Below are 20190 nucleotides of genomic sequence, written 5' to 3'. Positions count from 1 at the left end.
CCAAGGTTAAGTTTAACTTTAACCCTACTCCTAATTAGTCTTATGAGTTTAGTTTTTCCAGCAGCTACCTTAGCAAATTCAGCGCCTACAGTTGCTCGATTGGCAGGTTTTGATCGTTACGAAACGGCATCTCAAATTGCTGAGGCAGGTTGGTCACAATCTGATTATGCTGTTTTGGCTTTTGGCGGAGACTATCCTGATGCCCTGTCAGCTGCCCCTTTAGCTGAAAAATATAATGCCCCGATCTTGTTAACAACTGCTGGCAGTTTGCCGGCTTCGACAAAACAAACGTTAGTGGATTTACAAGTGAAAAATGTATTAATTGTTGGTGGAACTGCAGTCGTATCTCAAGCGGTTGAGTCTGAACTTAAGACGATGGGACTTGAGACCACGCGAATTTACGGGAATGACCGCTACGGTACCGCAATTCAAGTTGCCCAAGAAGTCACTACAACTCCTTCAAGCTTGTTTGTTGTAACTGGAGAGGACTATCCCGATGCCTTATCCGTTGCATCCGTTGCTGCTATGAAGCAAATACCCATTATTCTTGTACCTCATGATTCTGTACCTGACGTTGTTAAAAGTTATCTTTCAACTCTCGATGTGAGTAAATCCTATGTTGTCGGGGATTCGGATATTATTAGTGATCAAGTATTCCAACAGTTACCGAATGCAGAACGGATCTCAGGGGCTGATAAATATGCAAGAAATATTGCTGTAAATCAACTATTTAATAATGATTTTAATTCAAACAGTATCTGTTTAGCCACGGGTGAAGGCTTTGCTGATGCCTTGACAGGCGCTGCCTACAGCGCCAAATTGTCAGAACCTATAATCCTTATTAATAATGATTCCCCGGCAAAAACGAGAAGTTATTATCAGCAAAGATTTTCCGCTGCAAGTCATATCTATGTGTTTGGCGGAACGGGGATTATTCCTGATTCGGTAATTGACAATCTGAAACCGTCTGATGCCGCCACTGGTGATATTTCAATCGGAAATAATAGGACTCTTAAATTGAGCAATCTCACAAAAGTTGGGACAACTACAGCAACCTTTAAGTACCAAGTGCTTGATGAAAATGGGAAGGACATTACGTCAACTGTTCCGGCTACACAGTTATCAGCAGTTGTCTCTGTAAGTTCTTCAGTTACCTTAGATCCGAGCAAAGGTTTAGGTACGATAACTTACAACTCTTCTGCAGATATAGATAAATCGGTAATTATTACACTTGTAGACTTAACCACGGGCAGACTTGTGAGTCTTAATTTTTCACCGTCTAATACCTCCGATACTGAAAATGGAGATACCATGATAGGCAATAATAGGACTCTTAAAATTAGCAATTTCACAAAAGTTGGAACAACTACAGCAACCTTTAAGTACCAAGTACTCGATGAAACAGGGAAAGATATTACATCAGCCGTTCCGGCAACACAGTTATCAGCAGTCACCTCCATCAGTTCATCAATTACTTTAGATCCGAGCAAAGGTTTAGGTACGATAACTTACAACTCTTCTGCAGATATAGATAAACCTGTAATTATTACACTCGTAGACTTAATCACCGGCAGAGTCGTAAGTCTTGACGCTAATTCCGGTACAGGGTCTTCAAGTTATACATCCCCCACTAATAATCCAACAACCCAAATTCCAAGCTCTAGTCAATACTCAGATCAAAAGGTCACTAAAATCACGATAATTTCAACTAAGCTTGCTTTGAATCCAACGGATGGAAAGACGGGTTATGGAACTTATAGTGTGTATGATCAATACGGCAATGAAATCACAAATTATCCATCTCTTACGAGTGGCCTAAAATTCACGACTGATGTGGGTACAATTACTGCACAAAACGGTTTGCTAATAGTGACATTTCTCCCGAATATTAATTCTTCGTCGCTTACTGAAATTACGATAACCGGTGTAGACTCAAATAGTGGAACTAAAACAACCGCAACTTTAACGATTGTACCAATGTTTGGTGAGATTCAAGATAATTAATAATGATAGGTTCGTCTCAAAGCTTGTGTTATAAGGCTTTAAGTGTTCATTACGGATAAAAACAGGGTACAGTCTAATTAATTTTAAACTGTACCCTGTTTTTATAAAGGTAGATTAAATGCTGCCTTTAAGCAGTTTTTATACTATCAAACCTCCATGCCCCTGAGCAGCCATTGATCAATGGAAAATCTGTTTTCCAGGGCTGAAATTTAAAATGTATTAACGTTTTATCTATTATTCTCAGGATTGTATTCTATTATAGGGGACTAATATAATAATGAAAAGTTATTGAATCAGAAGATCCCATAAACAATGATGGCTTATTTACATTTGGAAAAGGCTTAATTTGTGGGGTACAGACGAAGCCGCGGTTCGGGGAAAGTGTCATCAGCCAAAAAAGGTCTTAAGAGTATGTTAAAATAACGATATAATAAGCGTTGCAAAGCCCTGGAGTTTGTTCGGTCCCATGATGAGTGGAAATAAGCATGAGGGAGAGTAAGAGTATGGCTAACTATGAAGGAAAAATAGAGCCTTCGACTAAGAGTCCGGCTGGTATTCAAACTGGCTTAAATATTCGTGAACGATCAGAAACCGAGGAAGAGCGGCTTTCTATTTATGCTGCTAAGAGCAAAGGGGCTGTCCGCGAACGTCAGGAGGAAGAGTGCCCTATCCGAACAAAATTTCAGCGGGATAGGGATCGGATTTTGCACAGCAAACCATTTCGGCGTCTTAAGCATAAGACTCAGGTATATATCGCTCCCACAGGGGATCATTATCGTACTCGAATGACCCATAGCCTTGAGGTTTCACAAATCTGTCGTACCATTGCACGGGGCTTACAATTAAATGAGGATCTCATTGAAGCCATTGCTTTAGGACACGACGTTGGACATACCCCTTTTGGTCATGTTGGGGAAGAGGCCTTACGGAAGATTATCGGGCACTTTGAACACAATGAACAATCCATTCGAATCATGAAGGTTCTAGCACGCGACGGGCAAGGATTAAATTTAACGAAACCGGTGCTTGATGGAATCTTACATCATACTGGGGTAGGCATTCCTTTTACCCTGGAAGGCCAGGTTGTTAAAACAGGGGATCGCATTGCCTATCTTTGTCACGATTACGATGATGCTGTGCGGGCAGGATTGTTAGTTCCTGGAGAATTGCCGGAACTCGTAAAGCGAAAATTAGGTCAAAAACCCAGTGAGATGATCACGACAATGGTGGTTGATATGATTACAGCTTCACAAGGGAAAAAGCAAATTCAGCAGTCCCTGGAAGTTGGGGAAGCGATGAATGAATTCAGGCAATTTATGTTTACGAGTGTGTATAATAGTGCCGCCTTGCGTGAGGAACGTCGAAAAGGACAATACATTGTCCAGGCTTTGTACAATTATTACAGCAACAATATTGAAAAGCTTCCCCGCAGTTTTTTGGACTGGGCAAAGGGAGATCAAACTCAGGCTGTAGTCGACTATATTTCCGGGCTAACAGACAACTATGCTATTGACCTTTTTACGAGCTTATTTATTCCGCGCTAGCACGTTGAAATTAGAAGATATGGGAGAGCCCAGCTCAGTCATGAGGGAGAAATATAGAACAAAAGAATTAAATCAAAAAACAAAAACGAAAGGTTAGAGTAACACAAGTCGGGTTACTCTAACCTTTTAAGTTCAGGGGAAGATAAATGATTCAGATGCAGTTTATATTAAATAAACAAATCGATATATTTGATGCGCGAAAGTTAGAATTATTTCGTTGGAAAAGTATAAGATTTAGGAAAGAGAAGTAAACTAAGGTTTGGGCAAAAGTCTAAACCTTAGTTCAACCATCATAATTACGTCGCGTTTTCTTATTTTATTTTTTAATTAAACTATTGTTTCTCGTCAATGGACCGCTGGTATCCAAGCCTCCGAGAATAACATCTTGTTTCTGCCCTTCTAATAGGAATTGTACACTTTGGACGTTCGACAAGCTCGTTAAGGTATCTACAATGCCGTATATTGTCATCATTTCAGCATCAGACCCGCCGCTGAAGTTTTGCTTAAACTCCTTGGAAAAGTTTAGAGTAGCAATACCGTTTTTGACATCAGCACTTCTTAAGATCGTCCCTTTGGGTAGAGGGCTCTCTAAACCGGAAGGCGGAGATGATAATTCTTTCAACATCGTGTTAATAACTTCTTGATTTGAAATTTGGACTGTTCGCTCAACGGGAACAAGAGCACTTCCGTCGTTATTAGGGAAATAGAGGGTTAGTTTTACGCTTTGCGATGGTTGAGTGGAAGTTCCTGTATCATTATTGGAAGGAGTCGAAGATACTGATGAAGTATTATTTCCGGAAGTATTCGAAGGCTGGGTTTGTTGAGTTTTAACTGAGTTACATCCCGCCAACAAGGTCACGCTGAGCAACAGAGAAATCAATGCGAAGATATGTAGTTTATGAAAACCTCTCGTCATAATTTCACCTTCCTTACATAATCAAACGTTTACTTTAAACTGAGATAGCGTATAAGAGACTCAGTGAAAGGTTCAAACTTTATAAAATATTAATTTAAAATAAGACTTTATTATTTATTCTAACATGCTTTTTGATTATGTAAAAGAGTATGATTTATTCTTCCATTGAGAAGCAGCAATAGATAAGGGTTATTGTAAAGCAAAAAGTACAAAAACGCGGTAAATATTTGTCGAAGAAAAGAGGGATTATCGCTTGAAAAGGAGAATTATATAGTTCTGGAATTGATAATTGTATCCATTCTAAAACTAATTCATGATAAGTGGTTTAAAAAAGAGGATTCCGTGAATTTTCGGCGAAGAATTGTATAGAGATAGGGTTGACAAACCCTATGAATTGTGAGAGCAAATCGAAGGGCGAAGAACGTGGAAAATAGAATTCGCGAGGAATTGATTCCAGAAGAAATTATCGAGGAAGTACGTTTGCGTACTGAAATCGTTGAGGTTATATCTGAATATGTCAGTCTGCAGCGTAAGGGTAAGAATTATTTAGGCCTTTGCCCTTTTCATCCTGAGAAAACACCAAGTTTTACAGTTACCCCAGAAAAACAAATGTTTTATTGTTTTGGCTGCCATACCGGGGGTAATGTTTTCTCCTTTGTTATGAAGAAGGAGAATTGGACGTTTCTAGAGAGTGTTCAAAAATTGGCGCAAAGGTGCGGAGTTGTGCTCCCGGAAAAAGAAATGTCGACTCAAGAGCGAGAAAAAACTCGGCTCCGGCGACGCTTTGAAGAAATCAATGAATGGGCTGCCAACTACTACAATAATCTTCTTCTTAAATCACCGGAAGGGGAGCCTGGGCGACACTATTTTAAACAACGTGGCATAGATTTCGAGACCATGAATAAGTTCCGTTTAGGATATGCTCCTAATCGCTGGGATGGGTTACTCGAATATATGAAAACGCGTGGAGTACAACCCCATGAAGTTGCTGAAGCTGGCTTAGCCTTGGAAAGGGGAAAGCCCGAGAAGGAAGGACGGCAATTTTACGATCGCTTTCGTAATCGAGTTCTGTTTAGTATTCTAGATCGCCGCAATCAACCCATCGCCTTTGGTGGAAGGGTTTTGGATGATTCTGCTCCAAAGTATTTAAACTCTCCGGAGACAACCTTTTTTAATAAGGGGCACCATCTATATGGAATGCATCGTGCTCATCAAGGAATTCGCGAAGAAGGTTATGCTCTTCTGGTGGAGGGTTATATGGATGTTATTGCACTTCAGAATGCCGGGTATCCAAATGCCGTGGCTTCTTTAGGGACTGCTTTAACACGGGAGCAGGCTAACCTTCTGAAAAAGTATACCAGGCGTGTTGTTCTTTTGTATGACTCGGATGATGCTGGAATTAATGCTGCGTTACGGGGAGGGGAAATCCTACGTGATGCAGGAATCCAGGCCGAAATTATAACCTTAAAAGGAGCCAAAGATCCCGATGAATTTTTAAAGAAGCATCGCCGAGAAGAATTGGATGAATTCCTTAAGCAAGCGGCAACGTTTATCGAATTTAAATATCGAATATTGACACACAACCAACCTCCTCGGAACATTTTAGAGAAGGTAGAACTAGTGCATAAACTCGCTCCTGATGTCATTAAGGTAGTCAGTCCAGTTGAAAGAGAAGGATATGAAAGGTTCTTGAGTTTAGAACTAGGACTTACCTTAGAAGCTATACAACGCGAGATTAAAAGCCTGGGACAGAAAAATCACCAAAAAGAACGATCTGGGGAATATTCTCCGCAAAATCCGATTAGTTCTGTGAAAAATAGGGATACTATTACTAATGCCATTATATGTAAGGAGGAAGCGGAGGGCCCTCAACCTACCGTTGAATTGGGAATTTACAGAGCAGAACGAACACTTTTGCGTTTGCTCTTAGAAGACATCTCCTTTGTAAAACGAATCAAAGGAAAATTGGGTTCATCCTTTTGGAGAGTTTCTCCACACCAACAAATTTTTGATTATCTCGATCAGGAAGGTAGTTTACCTGCCCATGGCAACGAAACGATACAAAGTCGTTTGGCAAGCTTACTCCTGGAAGAGTTAGATACCTCCCAAACCGAGCGCCTCTTTGAAGATTGTATTAAGGGTATTCTCTCAGCACAAGCAGAAGAAACTGTAGAAGATCTTCAGGAACGCATGGTAACCTTAGAAAAATCCGGTGACATGGCTGGGGCCATGGCTCTGTTGAAAGAGATAGGAGAGCGGTTGAAACGTGGCAAATAGTAAGGTTAAAGGCACTCAAATAATAGATCCAAGGGAAGGTGGGGGACAGGTGAAAGAAGAGCAGCAAATGGACAACGTTCAGGCTCTTATACAAAATGGCAAAAAGAAAGGTTCCCTTACCTATGTTGAGATCATGGATGCTCTTCAGGGGATTGAGCTTTCTGCGGATCAAATTGATGATATTTACCAACAACTTGCTCAAATGGGAATAGACGTTGTGCCTGGGCCTGAGGATGTCGAACAGGAAGTCTTGAAAAAGGGCAAAGTTGATGATGACGAGGATCTGGTGGATGATCCAGATGAGATTGAAGAGGAGACTGAAGTAGATCTTACCGTACCGGAAGGGGTAGGCATTGACGATCCTGTCCGAATGTATTTGAAAGAGATAGGGCGGGTTCCGTTGCTATCGGCTGAGGATGAAATCCTTTTAGCCAAAGGTATGGAGGCAGGAGATGAAGAGTCAAAACGCCGTTTGGCTGAAGCTAACCTACGGCTCGTGGTTAGTATTGCTAAACGTTATGTCGGCAGAGGCATGCTTTTCTTAGATTTAATTCAAGAAGGCAATTTAGGATTAATTAAAGCTGTGGAAAAATTCGACTACACAAAAGGCTACAAGTTCAGTACCTATGCAACATGGTGGATTCGTCAAGCCATTACTCGTGCAATAGCCGATCAAGCTCGGACGATTCGAATTCCTGTGCACATGGTGGAAACGATTAATAAACTGATTCGAGTTTCAAGGCAGCTCTTACAAGAACTAGGACGGGAACCCGCTCCTGAGGAAATTGCCAAAGTAATGGACATTCCTGTTGAACGTGTGCGGGAAATCATGAAAATTGCCCAAGAACCGGTTTCATTGGAGACTCCAATTGGAGAAGAGGAAGACTCTCACCTGGGAGATTTTATCCCTGATGATGATGCTCCTGCTCCAGCAGAGGCAGCATCGTTTATTCTTTTAAAAGAACAACTGGAGGAAGTTCTGGAAACATTGACACCAAGAGAAGAAAAAGTGCTGAGGCTTCGCTTTGGTCTTGATGATGGCAGAACTCGAACCTTAGAGGAAGTTGGACAGGAATTTGGCGTAACAAGAGAACGCATTCGGCAAATTGAGGCCAAAGCTTTAAGGAAATTGCGTCATCCAAGCAGAAGCAAGAAATTAAAAGATTACTTGGAGTAATGTCAAAATAATTTTAATTGTATAATCATTTGGTATTGAGCAAGATTTATTGAGATAAAGGCTTGACTATTAAGGTCAAATTAACTATAATAATTCGTGCAAAGGGCATTCCTCGATAGCTCAATGGTGGAGCAACCGGCTGTTAACCGGTAGGTTGTAGGTTCGAGTCCTACTCGGGGAGCCAATTTATTTTCCCTTTTTAGGGCCTATAGCTCAGCGGTAGAGCCCCCCGCTCATAACGGGTTGGTCCTAGGTTCGAATCCTAGTGGGCCCACCAACCTACCGTACTAAAGTGTAATTAAATGTTCAAGATGTTCAATTACATGGAAAAATAAGGAAAAATCCTTCCGAGTTCTATTCGGAAGGATTTTTCCTTATTAGGTTTATGAGAATTAATTCTAGGGGGCATACAAGAGTTCTCATTCGCCACTTAAAAAACATTAAGGTTCATGTGAAATAAAGAGCGTGTCAAGCGTATAGATAATCTTCGATAGTCGGTTCGACTATGTAATTTGAAGATTCATGATAAACATGGTACATGTGGAACTCTTGGCGATTTTCTGGGATTGTAGTTGGGGACATTGCAAACTATTTTTGATTCAAAGGGGTAGACTAAAGATGCCTATTCTATTCAATTTTTTATGTCGTGAGCCGAATTGAACTAAACTAAACTGTCAATTTAATATAACAATCTGGTATGCCCTAATTAACGAAACATTTCGATTGTATATAAGAGAAATGCAGGTAGGCGCCTAGAGGCCTTGTGAAGGCTATTATAAGGTGCCTGGCTCTTTTTTGTATGACTAGTCAGTATAGTAACGGCAATCGCTTTTGTAGAGCTTTCTGTAGCAATGATCACTATCAATTAGCATAATTGAAGGCAGGGCATTGCACCTTGAACAAACTTGCAATATGTGAACTTAACGTTAAATATCAAAACAGGAAGTATTTATTCGTTCAAGAACTTCTCAGCCAATTTTTCAATCTTTTTTGGAGGGTAATAACTCCTGTTTAAGAAATCTTTTATATTCTTACCAAATAGCATATATTTTCCTCTTGGCACACTCTGAAATGCGTCTAGTGTACCTTGCCTACATAACCTAGTCACATGCTGAGGGGAGATTTTGAGAAATTCCGCTAAATCCTTTGTAGAATAAATATCATCGTCATTTATATTGCTAATTATTGATGGTAGTAGAGGAATTAACCCCAACTTTGTTAGTAGTATCTTCTTTTTTTCTGCAGATAATGATTTAAGAATACGGGCATCGATTTCTTCATTTGACATACGCTACACTCTCCTAATATTAATAAGCTCTTTTGTCATTTCGCGAAGTTTTGATTGCAACATTATCTTATTTTTTGTAGAGTCACGTTTAAGAAGCCTTTCTATTTCTTCAATTCCTATTTCTAGATCTCTCGACCTCTTTTCCCGAGGGGAAATTATTGTTTGAGGTATGAATTCAGGGATTGATTCAAATATGGTCTCTTCCGTTTCCAGGGGTATGGAGGGATACAGATTTTCGCTTTCATAGGGGCTGATTGGTTCTGTTATCATTCGTTTTGCTTCCCAGATTTGTAGGCTGTTGAGATCCCAAGGAAAGTTTAGGGCGTTATTAATACATTCAATATACTGAATCAGCGTAGGTTTACTTGTATAGTGTATTTGGTTAACGCTACCTCTCGATTTGTGTCTTAAGTGAATTTCTGCAATACGGTTCACTATATCTGCAGGTAAATTTATTGGCGTTTTCTTAATCCAATCATTGATAGAGCGTCTCAAATCGTGACTACTTAAGTTTCCAATAATTTTTGTTTCCATCTGATTCTTTGTTCTTCGGAACATATCAAGTGCAATAGCCTCCCCACAATCCCTTGCTTTGTCGAGCCATAAAGCATATTCTAGTGCATTTTTAATGTGGTTTGGAACTTTGTCGAAAAGCGGATCATATTCACGAACAGCATTAGGTCGCAAAAGATAGGTCTCAGGCGTGTGGAATTTCATGAAATCCGTTTCGAGATACATATTAATTATATCTCTTAGCTTCGGGACGACTGCAATATTGTATGGCTTAAATGAGGGAGAGTAGCCTCCTTTGGATTTGAAGGCTGGAAGCACTAGCGTTCCGAACCCATTTCCAACGTCTCTTAGAAGACCTCTTTCGTCTAATTCGAAGTCACCAATTTGTATTTGAACTGCTTCACTTAACCTTAATGCCAGAAAACCAACGAGGCATAAGTAAATGACAAACTTTAGCTTGGTTTTTTTTTGGCAAGTTCGGAAAGCAGTAGTAATTATTACAATAAAGTCTCTTCTAGAAATAAAATTCCCATCACCCGCAATGAATGTCGAAGTTGCAGCTTTAGGCATCCTCTTATATAAGTGCATTAATTGAGCTCTATCACACTCTTCTATAGTGTGATTTTCCAACAACCATGGTATGAATTGCCTCAAGGTGTGTGATTCGTTTCTACTTACCTTAACCCCAAGGTAATCAGTTAGAGTTAACGAAAAGACTGAAAACTCACTTATGCCGATTTCGGTGCAACCCCTAGATTTAATGACTTTTGTTATAAAGGTTTTAAGAATCTTTTGTCCATGTATCGAGTTAGTTGGCTTCCATTTTGAATCACTTATTTTTTGCGATTCGAAGAAAATCGGAATACCTGCGGTTTTATAGTTGGCGAATTTAGTGATTATAACCTGGGTATCATTGTTTAACAATTCAACCTTCTCCTTTACTCCTTGCAAAAACGTAACTAAATACACAATGTAAATTCTCATTTTTTTGTATTTACTATGAGTGTAGTTTGCTTTAAGAAACTTCAGATAATCGTTGAGAACATCTACTAAATTTTTTTGGTTATTAAAGTTAATTGTGAGCCCTTGTTCAACTATCCAAATGTATAGATCGATAATGGAACTTATTCGAAAACTGCGGTTAGTTATTGTTAAGAACCACCCTTTAAATTTATCCCTGTCTTCGGGTATTTCATCTGGCAATTCGTTAAGAATCTCCCTGCTCTTTGGGTCCGTAGCATATTGTTTACTGGCTTTTAAGAAGATTTCAAATAAGTAACTAAATACCTTTGTATCTACAACTTTGCATCTATCTAGTAGAATTCTTATATGTAAAAGTTTCAGAAATAAAGCCATCGGATACTTACTCTCTTTAATCAAAAAATAATATGTGGCTTTAAAATGACAAGATTCATATAGTGAACTGTCTTCGTTTTTAACCACTTCTGCAACCCACTCAAGCACATGCATTGGGTCAATCTCTCGTGAATCTGTAGAATATTTATTTGAGAGGGCAAATTCAATATATTGTGAAATCCTGTCTTTTGAAATATGCCTTGTATGATGCTTATCAGAAATCAACATTTTGATCTTCCTTTATAAAAGTGAATTTCCCCCCGATGAATAAGCACTGATAATAGGATTTTGTATCTGACACATGAATTATAGACAAAATAGTAAAGTTTTATACATAAATAGATGTTTTTATTGTATAAAAGGTATAAAAATGGGTATACTGTTAATTTGTTGTATACATTGTGACATATAAACGATAATGTATACAACAAATAATTAAATAAACGTCTTTGTATTTTTTTATCGATGAAATGAAAGAATAACTTTTTGTTATTCACACTTAACTTTCGCAGAACCAAATTTGTTTTAGAACTTTGGCGTCAGATGAATTAGTATTTTCAATAATACGCTCATAGACATAGAAAACACCCATTTAATGAGATAGAGAATACGTCCAGAAACCACTGCAGGATAAATAAATGAGGTATCTTTTACTTGATAATGATAGCAACTAAGAGATTCTACTGGCATTTAAGTCTAATAAAATATTAACAGCAAGAAAATTGAAAAGATGGGAGTGTAGTTGAACTGCACTCCCATCTTTTCTGAGTTACCTACAACGCCGGACCTCACCATACCTTACAACACCCTATCCTGCAGAGCCAATCCTACGCCGAACCATAGACCACCATACTGTTATCGATCCTCCCATTATAGCTCACGCCAATTGGGCGGAATGACACCATCTCTAAGTGCACCCGCAATCATCCCTCAGTGTCTGAAATCCATTCGAGTAACGTGACACCTCCGACATAGAGTTCGAGGTTCGCATAGCCTGTTGCAGACGACTTTCCAGATCGGATATGATCAATGTGACACGTATATAAATCCACATTCCGGCCACAGTGGACGCATCTCTTACTGTCTCGAAGCCATACTTTCTACCGGATATCCTTTTTAGTTTTTTAGAATCACATAGACCATATCCACCTATATTTTAGAAGTAATGCGATTCAGGAAAGTAGATTGTAAGTCACGTGTGCATTGACATTTATAACCATAATTTTAGTTTGCCTAAACATAGAGAATAAAATGATTGCGCAATTTTATACAAATGCTGGAGCTAAGAGGATATGAGTGAATCCATGGGATTATCAATATGAGTTTGGGGAAGTTGAAGAAGACGAAAATTTATTTGAAAATCTTCGTACACATATAAAAGAACGGTATAGACGCAATCTCTGCTACAATAAAATTGAATAAAATGGAAGTAAAAACCTATTGTACCAAGGTTTTTGCTTCCATTTTATTCCTTCAAAGGTGACAGAATATGCAGTGAAGGAAAATTGGATGTTGTTGTTTAGTTAGGAAAGAGTTAGTGCTAAAAAGATAGTGGCTGATCTTTGAAGCGGTCGGTTTAAACTTATTCGAATGTCTAGCCCTGAGAGAAACATTGATGGTTCTCTCAGGGCTTATGTAGGTGTGTCAGCTATATACTATCCCATATTTTCATCTTCATTAGGGTAAGTTGGATGAGTGAGGAATTCAAAAAATAATCGAACTTGGGTCGTCTTTCGACGAGGGCAGAGGTATTAGTGAAGGTTGGGGACTAAAATTTTGAGATAACCTGAAAGAAATAAATAATAACTAATTTAGTAAATTATAAAAAAACATTTGAATGTTTAAAAAGAAAATATTATAATTAGTTTAACAAGAAAACTCTGGTCAGGGAAAATAAACCAGCCAGTAACACTCCTTAATTTTATGTTTAAGGTGGTTACTGGCTTTTGGTTTTCTAGAAATTAAATTCAAAAAATAAATTTCAGGAGGATTAAATAACATGCAAGTTAGTAAACTGCGCATCATGCTCGATATGTATTCCGAAGTTGAATTAAGACTGATTATATATAGATGTTTATCACATAAGCCCAGACCACCCTTGGTTACACCACGATTTAAATCAATAAACGACGCTGAGCAGTGGCTGGTAGAAAATGGATATAATTCACAATATTATACAGTTTTCGGTAAAAATCGTTTTGATTATCTAGCTGGTTGCAGGATTTATTATTCGTATGACGAAAAAAAATATTTTGAAAAGTACCTTAATTTAATGTCTAATTTAAAGGATATGTCACAGGAAGAGGAAAGCCAACTCCGTGAATGTATCGAGCATATTTGGATAATAGCAATAACGGAAAAACTCAAAATAATTTTAATCTGACAAACTAGAGTTTTTATAGAAAATAATTTTATCAATCGGAATTGGTCGGCCTATGGAAAATTCAACTGTTTTGTATATTTAAACAATTTGGCTTGCAAGCCTTTCTATTAGGTTATCAAGGGTAGGCTTCGTATAGTCAAAAGAAGGCCACTAAAACTGATACCGTTGCAGCACTTTAGCCTCTACCACAGTTAAACTATTGATTACCCTAGTATTATTGCCGATTTCAAAAGTGTATCAAATTCGGAGCTTTTCCAACTTTAACCGGCCCTCACCTTCTGCTAAAATCAGAGGGAAAGAGAGGGTGGAATGAGAAAAAACTACTTTGAAAAATTGGTGAAATATATGAAGGATGTTTACCACCTCGAACGAGGTTTGAATAAACTGTCTGACGGAAGAGTTAACCCAACTTATAGCACTGGTCAAGTTATTCTACCGGTACTTGTTGGTTTTCTGCTGAGGATAAAAAGCTTTAACGAACTAAATTTAATGATAAAGAATCATGAGTTTCGGCAGCTATTTCCCCGAGGGACAAAGCTGCCGCAGGTGGATGGATCAGAGATACGCTTAAAGTCATGAATATTGACGGTCTAAAACAAATCAATCAGGACATTGTAAAAAGAGCAGTCGAAAATAAGGTTTTTGAAAATGGTACTATTGATGGATATGGTGGCCGCGATCGATGGACCAAAATTCTTCGGGAGCAATAAGAAAAGCTGTTCATCTTCAGGTCATTTCAACTGCTATTTTGGTTTGATTAAACCTAGATAATAGTTTTTGGATACAGACTTATTTCCTTTTGAAATTGGCTCTGTCACAACTATTGGTTGAAATTCGCAGACTTCTGGCTAAACCTCAATGAGTGCTTTAGCCTCATCCAATTGATTAACTGCAAAAAATTGATTCATAATTCGGCTGAGCGCATCTGAGTTGTTTATTGTGCGAACAGTATTCTGAAGGGGTTGAGATTCTACACCAAAACGAGCATCAAGAAATTTACAAATAGCATCTTGAGTTGCCTCAGCTTTAGCTCCTTCGACATTTGATATTTCATCTAGAAACGCTTTTTCTCTCATCTCATAAAGCCTTCGCTCCTGAGCGTCGGCCCTAAAGATTTCTTCAATTGTCAGTGCTTTGCGAATGACTGGGTTGCTCATTGCAATCCGTACTTGTTTATCCCTTTTGGGAATTCCGTTCGAGCGCCTCGCTAGGATATTATTTGCGGTTTCTTCAGTGCATTCACTATTTAATACCATCTGCAATTCATCGAGAAGATTCATAAAAAATGAATAATCAGATTCCAATTCAAACAATTCCCTGTACGCTTCTTCAATTTTTTGTTTTGTTTCTGAAATATATTTGACGCGATTAATGATTTTGTTATTTATTGCATCCATCTGATTTCTTAGAAACAGTTCATCTTTCATACCAGGCACTCTCCCAAAATATATTCTTATATTGCGAATCAAAAAGAAATCAACTTAGCAGGGCATTTTATATGGTCTGCTAAAAAATCAAGATTTTCAACCACCCATTGTGACCGAGCCTTGAAATTATTGGGGCCCAGATACTAGAAAGAGGGGAGTGTAGAACTACACTCCCCTCTTTTCACCTTACCTTACTGTACCACACCTCACCATACCATACCTACCCTGTCTTACCTCACCAACCTTTGCCCAACCATACTCCATATTTATCAACCCTCCCACAAAAGCTCACGCCAATGGGGTGGTATGATACCATCTCTAAGTGCATTTGCGATCATTCCTCGGTGCCTGGAGTCCATTCTAGTAACGTGACACCTCCGGCATAGAGTTCTTAGTTCGCATAGTCGGTTGCCAGCCAACTTACCGGATCGAATATGATCTATATGACAATCATATAACTTTACTTTCTTGCCACAATGAATGCATTTTTCATTGTCGCGTAGCCAGACTTTTTGGCGGATATCCTTCCAAACTTCCCTACATGGTCGATGATGTGGCATCACTAACTTCCTCCTTACCTAGGAAATCAAATACTTCTACAGAATACCGACCAAAGCCAATGTTTCTGCCATCCCCTAAACCAACGAATTGCCCTGAATGAATTACTATTGAGTGCATTTCGTCTCGACTTATTAGAGTTTTATCCCATATTATTGTAAATGTCGACTGCCATCCCGCAGATAATGCTACGCGATAACGGATATTTCGTGCCTTAGTGATTGGTTGTTTAACTCCTCGTACATCAAGATAAACGTCGTCATCTATACGATTAATAAGCTCATTTATATTTTCGGGAACAAAGCGGTTAAATAAAATGTGTTCATCGTAAACCAGTAGACACGCAGCCAGCCTTGTAGCATGACCACCGCGTGAACCGAAAGCGATTTTAGCACCGCCACGGAAATTAGCCAAAATATATTCAGAAGGAACGTACACTTGGCGATCAGCTGTCATTAGTACTGTACGTTTCCATTCCTCAGGGTCATGTCCAGCTACACCCGTTCTCTCCCTACGTTCCAGTGGAATCGCATCGGGACCAAAATGATGAATTAGCATGGGGCGCGTTCCTCGGATAGTCACTGTAGCACGGATGATATTTGACATAGTTTTCCCTCCATAAGATATTAGATTCACCCAAAGTTTTGAAAGATGGGCTTGGTTAAATGTTGACTATAAGTCACATTAAAACAAGTATAACCATATATTATTTTACTAAACATGATCTGTATAGAATCTAGGTTATTGTGATTGATGGATAATTAGGGATTATTCAGTCTTTCGATTATAGAGAGTAGTTACAATAAGGACACACGAAATAAATGCACGATTTTATTAGTGAATCGTCGTAGTTTTTTTATCTACAAACTTTGGATTAAGAACAAGGATAAATATCTCATCGAGGGTATATTAAGCAAAAACAAGATTGAATGGTACAAACATATCCGACAATCCACGAACGCAAACGGTCTTGATATGCCACGAAGGGAATGATGGGATTTTATTGCGAAATGCCTATTGAGAAAAGCTTATAAACGACGGGCTATTCTATTGGTACGTGGGTTATGGGCGCAAGCGATTAAGCATTCGATAACGTGGTAATCCTATAAGCATTGGGAGCTACTAATTTTGAATGATCGCCTGTGCTTATAGAACTAAAAACAATTCGGTTATTCTCAGTCGCGACTTTGTATCTAATAGAGAATTAGCGTCCTTAGACATATTGAATAACTGGTTAAGATCAAATCCAGAGTTGATGACCAGGCCTTTTTGTGTGCTGCTGGCATAGTATCGACGATGTATTGTGGACACTATTGTAATCTTTTGTACTGTAAATGTAGCCCATTTTTAATAATCAAAAAGTATTTGATTTGCGATCAGACGCCACGTTATAATACAAATGAGTGAAATAAGTAGGGCAAAGGGAAACAACCCAAGCCAGTGACGCTCCCTTACACAAATGAAGGGAGGTTACTGGCTTTTGTTTTTCCTAATAAATTAGAAAGAGGAAGATATAAATGAATTCAAATATATTACGGAGTAAAATTGAATCAAGAGTTTTCACGCATAAAACATTTTCTAACAGAGTAACATTAACATTAGAGACACCTAAAAATATAAATACTTGTATAGCTGCAGAACAATGGTTAATCAAAGAAGGTTTTCATTTGGTACCGGATTCTTCATATTGTTATGGCGATGAGAAAGATATGGAACCTCTTTATCTATATTATTCTTACAGTAGAAATATCGAGGAAACTTTCCAGAAGTATAAGATCCTTTTAAATATCAATCCTGAAAACATGTCTCAAGAACAACAGAACGAGTTTGGCCGTTATATTCAGTCTATCTATATTTTTGCAATCTCTGAAACGGGAACGATATTCATGATGTAGATCACAGTAAAAGGCTTATTTGCCACATCCGCCATAAATTCTTGTCCAAGGTTTATTACAATGTCCCCTTTGGTATGCTACCCCCAACGCATTTTGTCTTTGAGTTAAGAGCGGGTTGAGGGTGAAAGAAGGAGGGGTGTAAACAATCCTATGCGAAGAATGTTTGCGGGCAGTTATTTCCAAGACTAATCAGCCAACTCGTATTGTAGGCGTAACTATTATTACCGTAGTAAACGTAGACCACTGATGATGACAAGGATAGTACTCCCTTCGTGTCCGATGACTCCTACAGGTAGAATAATATTCCCGAAAAAATTAGACAGGACCAGCACGAGAATGACGGCAATGGCAAAAGCCACATTTTGTTTAACCACCCTAGTCGTGCGACGTCCTAAGGTAATGGCGTAAGCAACCTTAGAAATATCATCAGCCATCAAAACAACATTAGCAGTTTCCAACGCGACATCGGTTCCGGCAGCACCCATAGCGATACCCACAGCAGAAACCGCCAAGGCCGGTGCATCGTTAACACCATCGCCGACCATGGCTACTTTTCCATATTCCCCTAATTTTCTAATAATGTCTACTTTATCTTCCGGCAGCAGTTCTGAATATACTTGATCGACGCCTACCTGCTCACCTATGATTTGCGCGGTTGAAGCACTGTCGCCGGTCAGCATCACAACCTTAATACCCATTTTCTTTAGTCTTTTGATCGATTCTTTTGCTTGTGGTCGTAGGGTATCTTGTACCGCTAAAACACCGATTCGTTCTTTTTCCACCTGAACAAAGATCACTGTATTCCCTTGCTTCTCCAGTTTCTGGACAGCCTTCATTTCCTCTTTCGACAATTTTTGTCCTTCGGTCAAATCTAGTTTTCCAATTCTATGTTCCTGACCGTCCACTATGCCACGAACCCCAAGCCCTGGCACAGCTTCTAGTTTTGAAGTCGAGCAAAGTTGGATATTTTCCTCCTTTGCCTTACGGATTATTGCCTTAGCAATGGGGTGTTCTGACCAAGTTTCCAGGGAGGCCGCGATGCATAATACCTCATTTTCAGTATAGCTTCCATAAGGTACCACTTGAGTGATTCTCGGTATTCCCTCCGTGAGAGTTCCGGTTTTGTCAAAAGCTACTACGCTTACGTCACCGATAGCTTCTAGATAGGCGCCTCCTTTAAATAATATGCCATTTCGTGCTCCATTGGATATCCCAGATAAAATAGCAGGCATGATGGAGGAAACCAAAGCACAAGGAGAGGCTACGACGAGAAAGATCATCGCTTTGTAAATTGTCTCACTCCATGACCACCCTAAGACAAAGGGTGGCACGATTGAAATCAAAACTGCACCAGTGACCACAATTTTTGCATAAATACGTTCAAAACGCTCCATGTATAATTGACTGGGGGGTCTTTCACTTTGAGCCTCCTGAACAAGATGAATTATTTTAGCAAGCAACGTTGCCTCTGCGGGTTTGGTCATTTCGATGACTAAAGCTCCCTGTCCGTTCATGGTTCCGGCAAAAACCTCATCACCTGGAATTTTGTCCATGGGCATCGATTCTCCAGTAATAGATGCCTGATTCACAGAAGAATATCCCTCATGCACAAGCCCATCCGCCGCAATCCTTTCTCCCGGTCTCACCAGCAAACGGTCGCCTTGCTGCAATTCCTCGACTCGAACTCGCTTTTCCACGTTTCCTTGTAACACAATCGCCTCTTCCGGGCGTAGTTTCATTATGGCCTTAATTTCATCATTCGTTCGCTCCAAAGTATATCCTTCTAAAGCACCACTCAGTGAAAAGATTAGAATTAAAATAGCCCCGTCTCTCCAAAATCCGATACTGGCTGCACCAATAGCCGCTACGACCATGAGCAAATCGACATCGAAATCATTTTCTTTAATCAGGGTTTGCAGACCTTCCCAGGCTTTTTGATATCCACCTATTGCATAGGTCAATACGTAGAATGGAATTTCTAGCTGAGTATGACCATATCTGCCAGAATACCAAGCCAGGATAATTAATCCAAAGCTGAGGGCTGTAACAATCAACCCTTTATGTCGCGACCAAAGGATATCCCAAGATGTTCTCATGTCAGTTGCTCCTCTAATTTCTTCTTTTCACATAACCACCTAGTAACGCTGTATGTAACCTCTAGCCCTCTTATTGTAAATCCTTTCAAATTGATGGATCGTTAATACGAAATTTCCTGCGTTCTAAAAAGTTTCAACATTAATCTTTTTCAAGATGTGCAAAAATTGCTTGATTTCATCGTCACTCAAAGTAGAGGTCATTTGCTCTGTCAGGCGTAAATGGTAGTCATGATGTTCCTCAAAGGCCTGCTTTCCTATATCTGTTAAACTGATGAGATTAACGCGCCTATCTTCTTTTGTCAATTCACGCCGTGCAAAATTCTTCTTTTCTAAACGATCCACTGTTACTGTAGTAGTTCCTGTCGTTACTCCCAGTTTCTGAGCCAAACCTTTCATATTCATTTTTTCATTTTCACCAAGGACTTCTAAGGCATGTGCTTCAGAAACCGTTACCTCACTGGATCGCACGATTGAATTTTCCCAAGAAGAAAATCCATTGTAAAACGCTAAGAGTTCATGGGTTAACTCCTCATTGATAGACACTGATACTCCTCCTCTAAATATTGTAAGAAACTAATAAAGTTCTATATTAATAATGTTTGATACTCAAGATATATAGTAACAAAAATGCGCTACGGTTACAAGAGGGTTAGCGAAGACATTGGTACTCTAAAAACTTTTCTTCTCAAAATACCCCACCCTAGTTAGATTCAATAATAACACTCACGTCGATTTACTATACTGTTTGCCTCAGGT

The 20190-nt window shown here is 39.1% G+C and carries 16 protein-coding genes and 2 tRNA genes; 10 read left to right on the top strand and 8 right to left on the bottom strand.

Features of this window, described 5'->3' with window-relative positions; all coding sequences use genetic code 11:
• Positions 1-42 precede the first annotated feature (42 nt).
• Both DESACI_RS18955 and DESACI_RS18950 read left to right on the top strand, forming a co-directional pair.
• Entirely contained in the window at positions 43-2004 is a 1962-nt protein-coding gene (locus DESACI_RS18955) for a cell wall-binding repeat-containing protein (RefSeq protein ID WP_242833092.1), read from the top strand.
• A gap of 503 nt (positions 2005-2507) precedes the next feature.
• Positions 2508-3548 carry a deoxyguanosinetriphosphate triphosphohydrolase gene (locus DESACI_RS18950; RefSeq protein ID WP_014828826.1) on the top strand — a complete coding sequence of 347 codons (1041 nt, stop codon included), beginning with the start codon at positions 2508-2510 and terminating at the stop codon, positions 3546-3548.
• 316 nt (positions 3549-3864) lie between these two features.
• Here the strand turns inward: DESACI_RS18950 and DESACI_RS18945 are convergent, their stop codons facing one another.
• Positions 3865-4464, bottom strand: coding sequence for a GerMN domain-containing protein (locus tag DESACI_RS18945; protein ID WP_014828825.1), 600 nt, complete (start codon positions 4462-4464; stop codon positions 3865-3867).
• 423 nt (positions 4465-4887) lie between these two features.
• Here DESACI_RS18945 and dnaG point away from each other — a divergent pair, with 423 nt between their 5' ends.
• The 4 genes from dnaG (at position 4888) to DESACI_RS18925 (ending at position 8195) form a co-directional block, all read left to right on the top strand.
• Entirely contained in the window at positions 4888-6741 is a 1854-nt protein-coding gene (gene dnaG / locus DESACI_RS18940) for a DNA primase (RefSeq protein ID WP_014828824.1), read from the top strand.
• A complete protein-coding gene (rpoD, locus tag DESACI_RS18935) occupies positions 6731-7918 on the top strand; it encodes an RNA polymerase sigma factor RpoD (protein WP_014828823.1) in 1188 nt (395 codons plus the stop codon). Before dnaG ends, rpoD begins: the two co-directional genes overlap by 11 nt.
• A gap of 109 nt (positions 7919-8027) precedes the next feature.
• Positions 8028-8102: transfer RNA gene (locus DESACI_RS18930), tRNA-Asn, on the top strand.
• An 18-nt stretch (positions 8103-8120) separates the two neighbouring features.
• Positions 8121-8195: transfer RNA gene (locus tag DESACI_RS18925), tRNA-Ile, on the top strand.
• Between the two features lie 672 nt (positions 8196-8867).
• Here DESACI_RS18925 and DESACI_RS18920 read toward each other — a convergent pair.
• On the bottom strand, positions 8868-9206 hold the full coding sequence (locus tag DESACI_RS18920; protein WP_014828822.1) for a helix-turn-helix domain-containing protein: 339 nt from the start codon (positions 9204-9206) through the stop codon (positions 8868-8870).
• Positions 9207-9209: 3 nt separating this feature from the next.
• Positions 9210-11303: a site-specific integrase gene (locus DESACI_RS18915; RefSeq protein ID WP_014828821.1), complete on the bottom strand. Its 2094-nt coding sequence runs from the start codon at positions 11301-11303 to the stop codon at positions 9210-9212.
• 1771 nt (positions 11304-13074) lie between these two features.
• Here DESACI_RS18915 and DESACI_RS18910 point away from each other — a divergent pair.
• The 3 genes from DESACI_RS18910 (at position 13075) to DESACI_RS25585 (ending at position 14168) form a co-directional block, all read left to right on the top strand.
• Positions 13075-13458, top strand: a complete 384-nt coding sequence (locus DESACI_RS18910) for a hypothetical protein (RefSeq protein ID WP_014828819.1) — start codon at positions 13075-13077, stop codon at positions 13456-13458.
• A gap of 309 nt (positions 13459-13767) precedes the next feature.
• Positions 13768-14037: a hypothetical protein gene (locus tag DESACI_RS23190; protein ID WP_242833091.1), complete on the top strand. Its 270-nt coding sequence runs from the start codon at positions 13768-13770 to the stop codon at positions 14035-14037.
• On the top strand, positions 14034-14168 hold the full coding sequence (locus DESACI_RS25585; protein WP_282434141.1) for a hypothetical protein: 135 nt from the start codon (positions 14034-14036) through the stop codon (positions 14166-14168). Before DESACI_RS23190 ends, DESACI_RS25585 begins: the two co-directional genes overlap by 4 nt.
• Before the next feature lie 138 nt (positions 14169-14306).
• Here DESACI_RS25585 and DESACI_RS25295 read toward each other — a convergent pair whose 3' ends face one another.
• The 3 genes from DESACI_RS25295 to DESACI_RS18890 form a co-directional block, all read right to left on the bottom strand.
• Positions 14307-14885 (bottom strand): hypothetical protein, encoded by a 579-nt coding sequence (locus tag DESACI_RS25295; protein WP_014828818.1) that lies wholly within the window; start codon positions 14883-14885, stop codon positions 14307-14309.
• A 269-nt stretch (positions 14886-15154) separates the two neighbouring features.
• Positions 15155-15445, bottom strand: coding sequence for an HNH endonuclease (locus tag DESACI_RS25835; protein WP_014828817.1), 291 nt, complete (start codon positions 15443-15445; stop codon positions 15155-15157).
• Positions 15423-16079, bottom strand: coding sequence for a hypothetical protein (locus tag DESACI_RS18890; protein ID WP_242833090.1), 657 nt, complete (start codon positions 16077-16079; stop codon positions 15423-15425). Before DESACI_RS18890 ends, DESACI_RS25835 begins: the two co-directional genes overlap by 23 nt.
• 881 nt (positions 16080-16960) lie before the next feature.
• Between DESACI_RS18890 and DESACI_RS18885 the strand changes: the two genes are divergently transcribed.
• On the top strand, positions 16961-17338 hold the full coding sequence (locus DESACI_RS18885; protein ID WP_014828815.1) for a hypothetical protein: 378 nt from the start codon (positions 16961-16963) through the stop codon (positions 17336-17338).
• A gap of 221 nt (positions 17339-17559) precedes the next feature.
• Here the strand turns inward: DESACI_RS18885 and DESACI_RS18880 are convergent, their stop codons facing one another.
• Entirely contained in the window at positions 17560-19434 is a 1875-nt protein-coding gene (locus tag DESACI_RS18880; RefSeq protein ID WP_014828814.1) for a heavy metal translocating P-type ATPase, read from the bottom strand.
• 123 nt (positions 19435-19557) lie between these two features.
• The gene (locus tag DESACI_RS18875; RefSeq protein ID WP_014828813.1) at positions 19558-19977 is read right to left on the bottom strand and encodes a MarR family winged helix-turn-helix transcriptional regulator; all 420 of its coding nucleotides are present in this window, start codon (positions 19975-19977) and stop codon (positions 19558-19560) included.
• Positions 19978-20190: the final 213 nt, after the last annotated feature.

The sequence above is a fragment of the Desulfosporosinus acidiphilus SJ4 genome, assembly GCF_000255115.2.
GTDB lineage: Bacteria > Bacillota > Desulfitobacteriia > Desulfitobacteriales > Desulfitobacteriaceae > Desulfosporosinus > Desulfosporosinus acidiphilus.
This window is presented reverse-complemented; position numbering and strand designations above follow the sequence as displayed.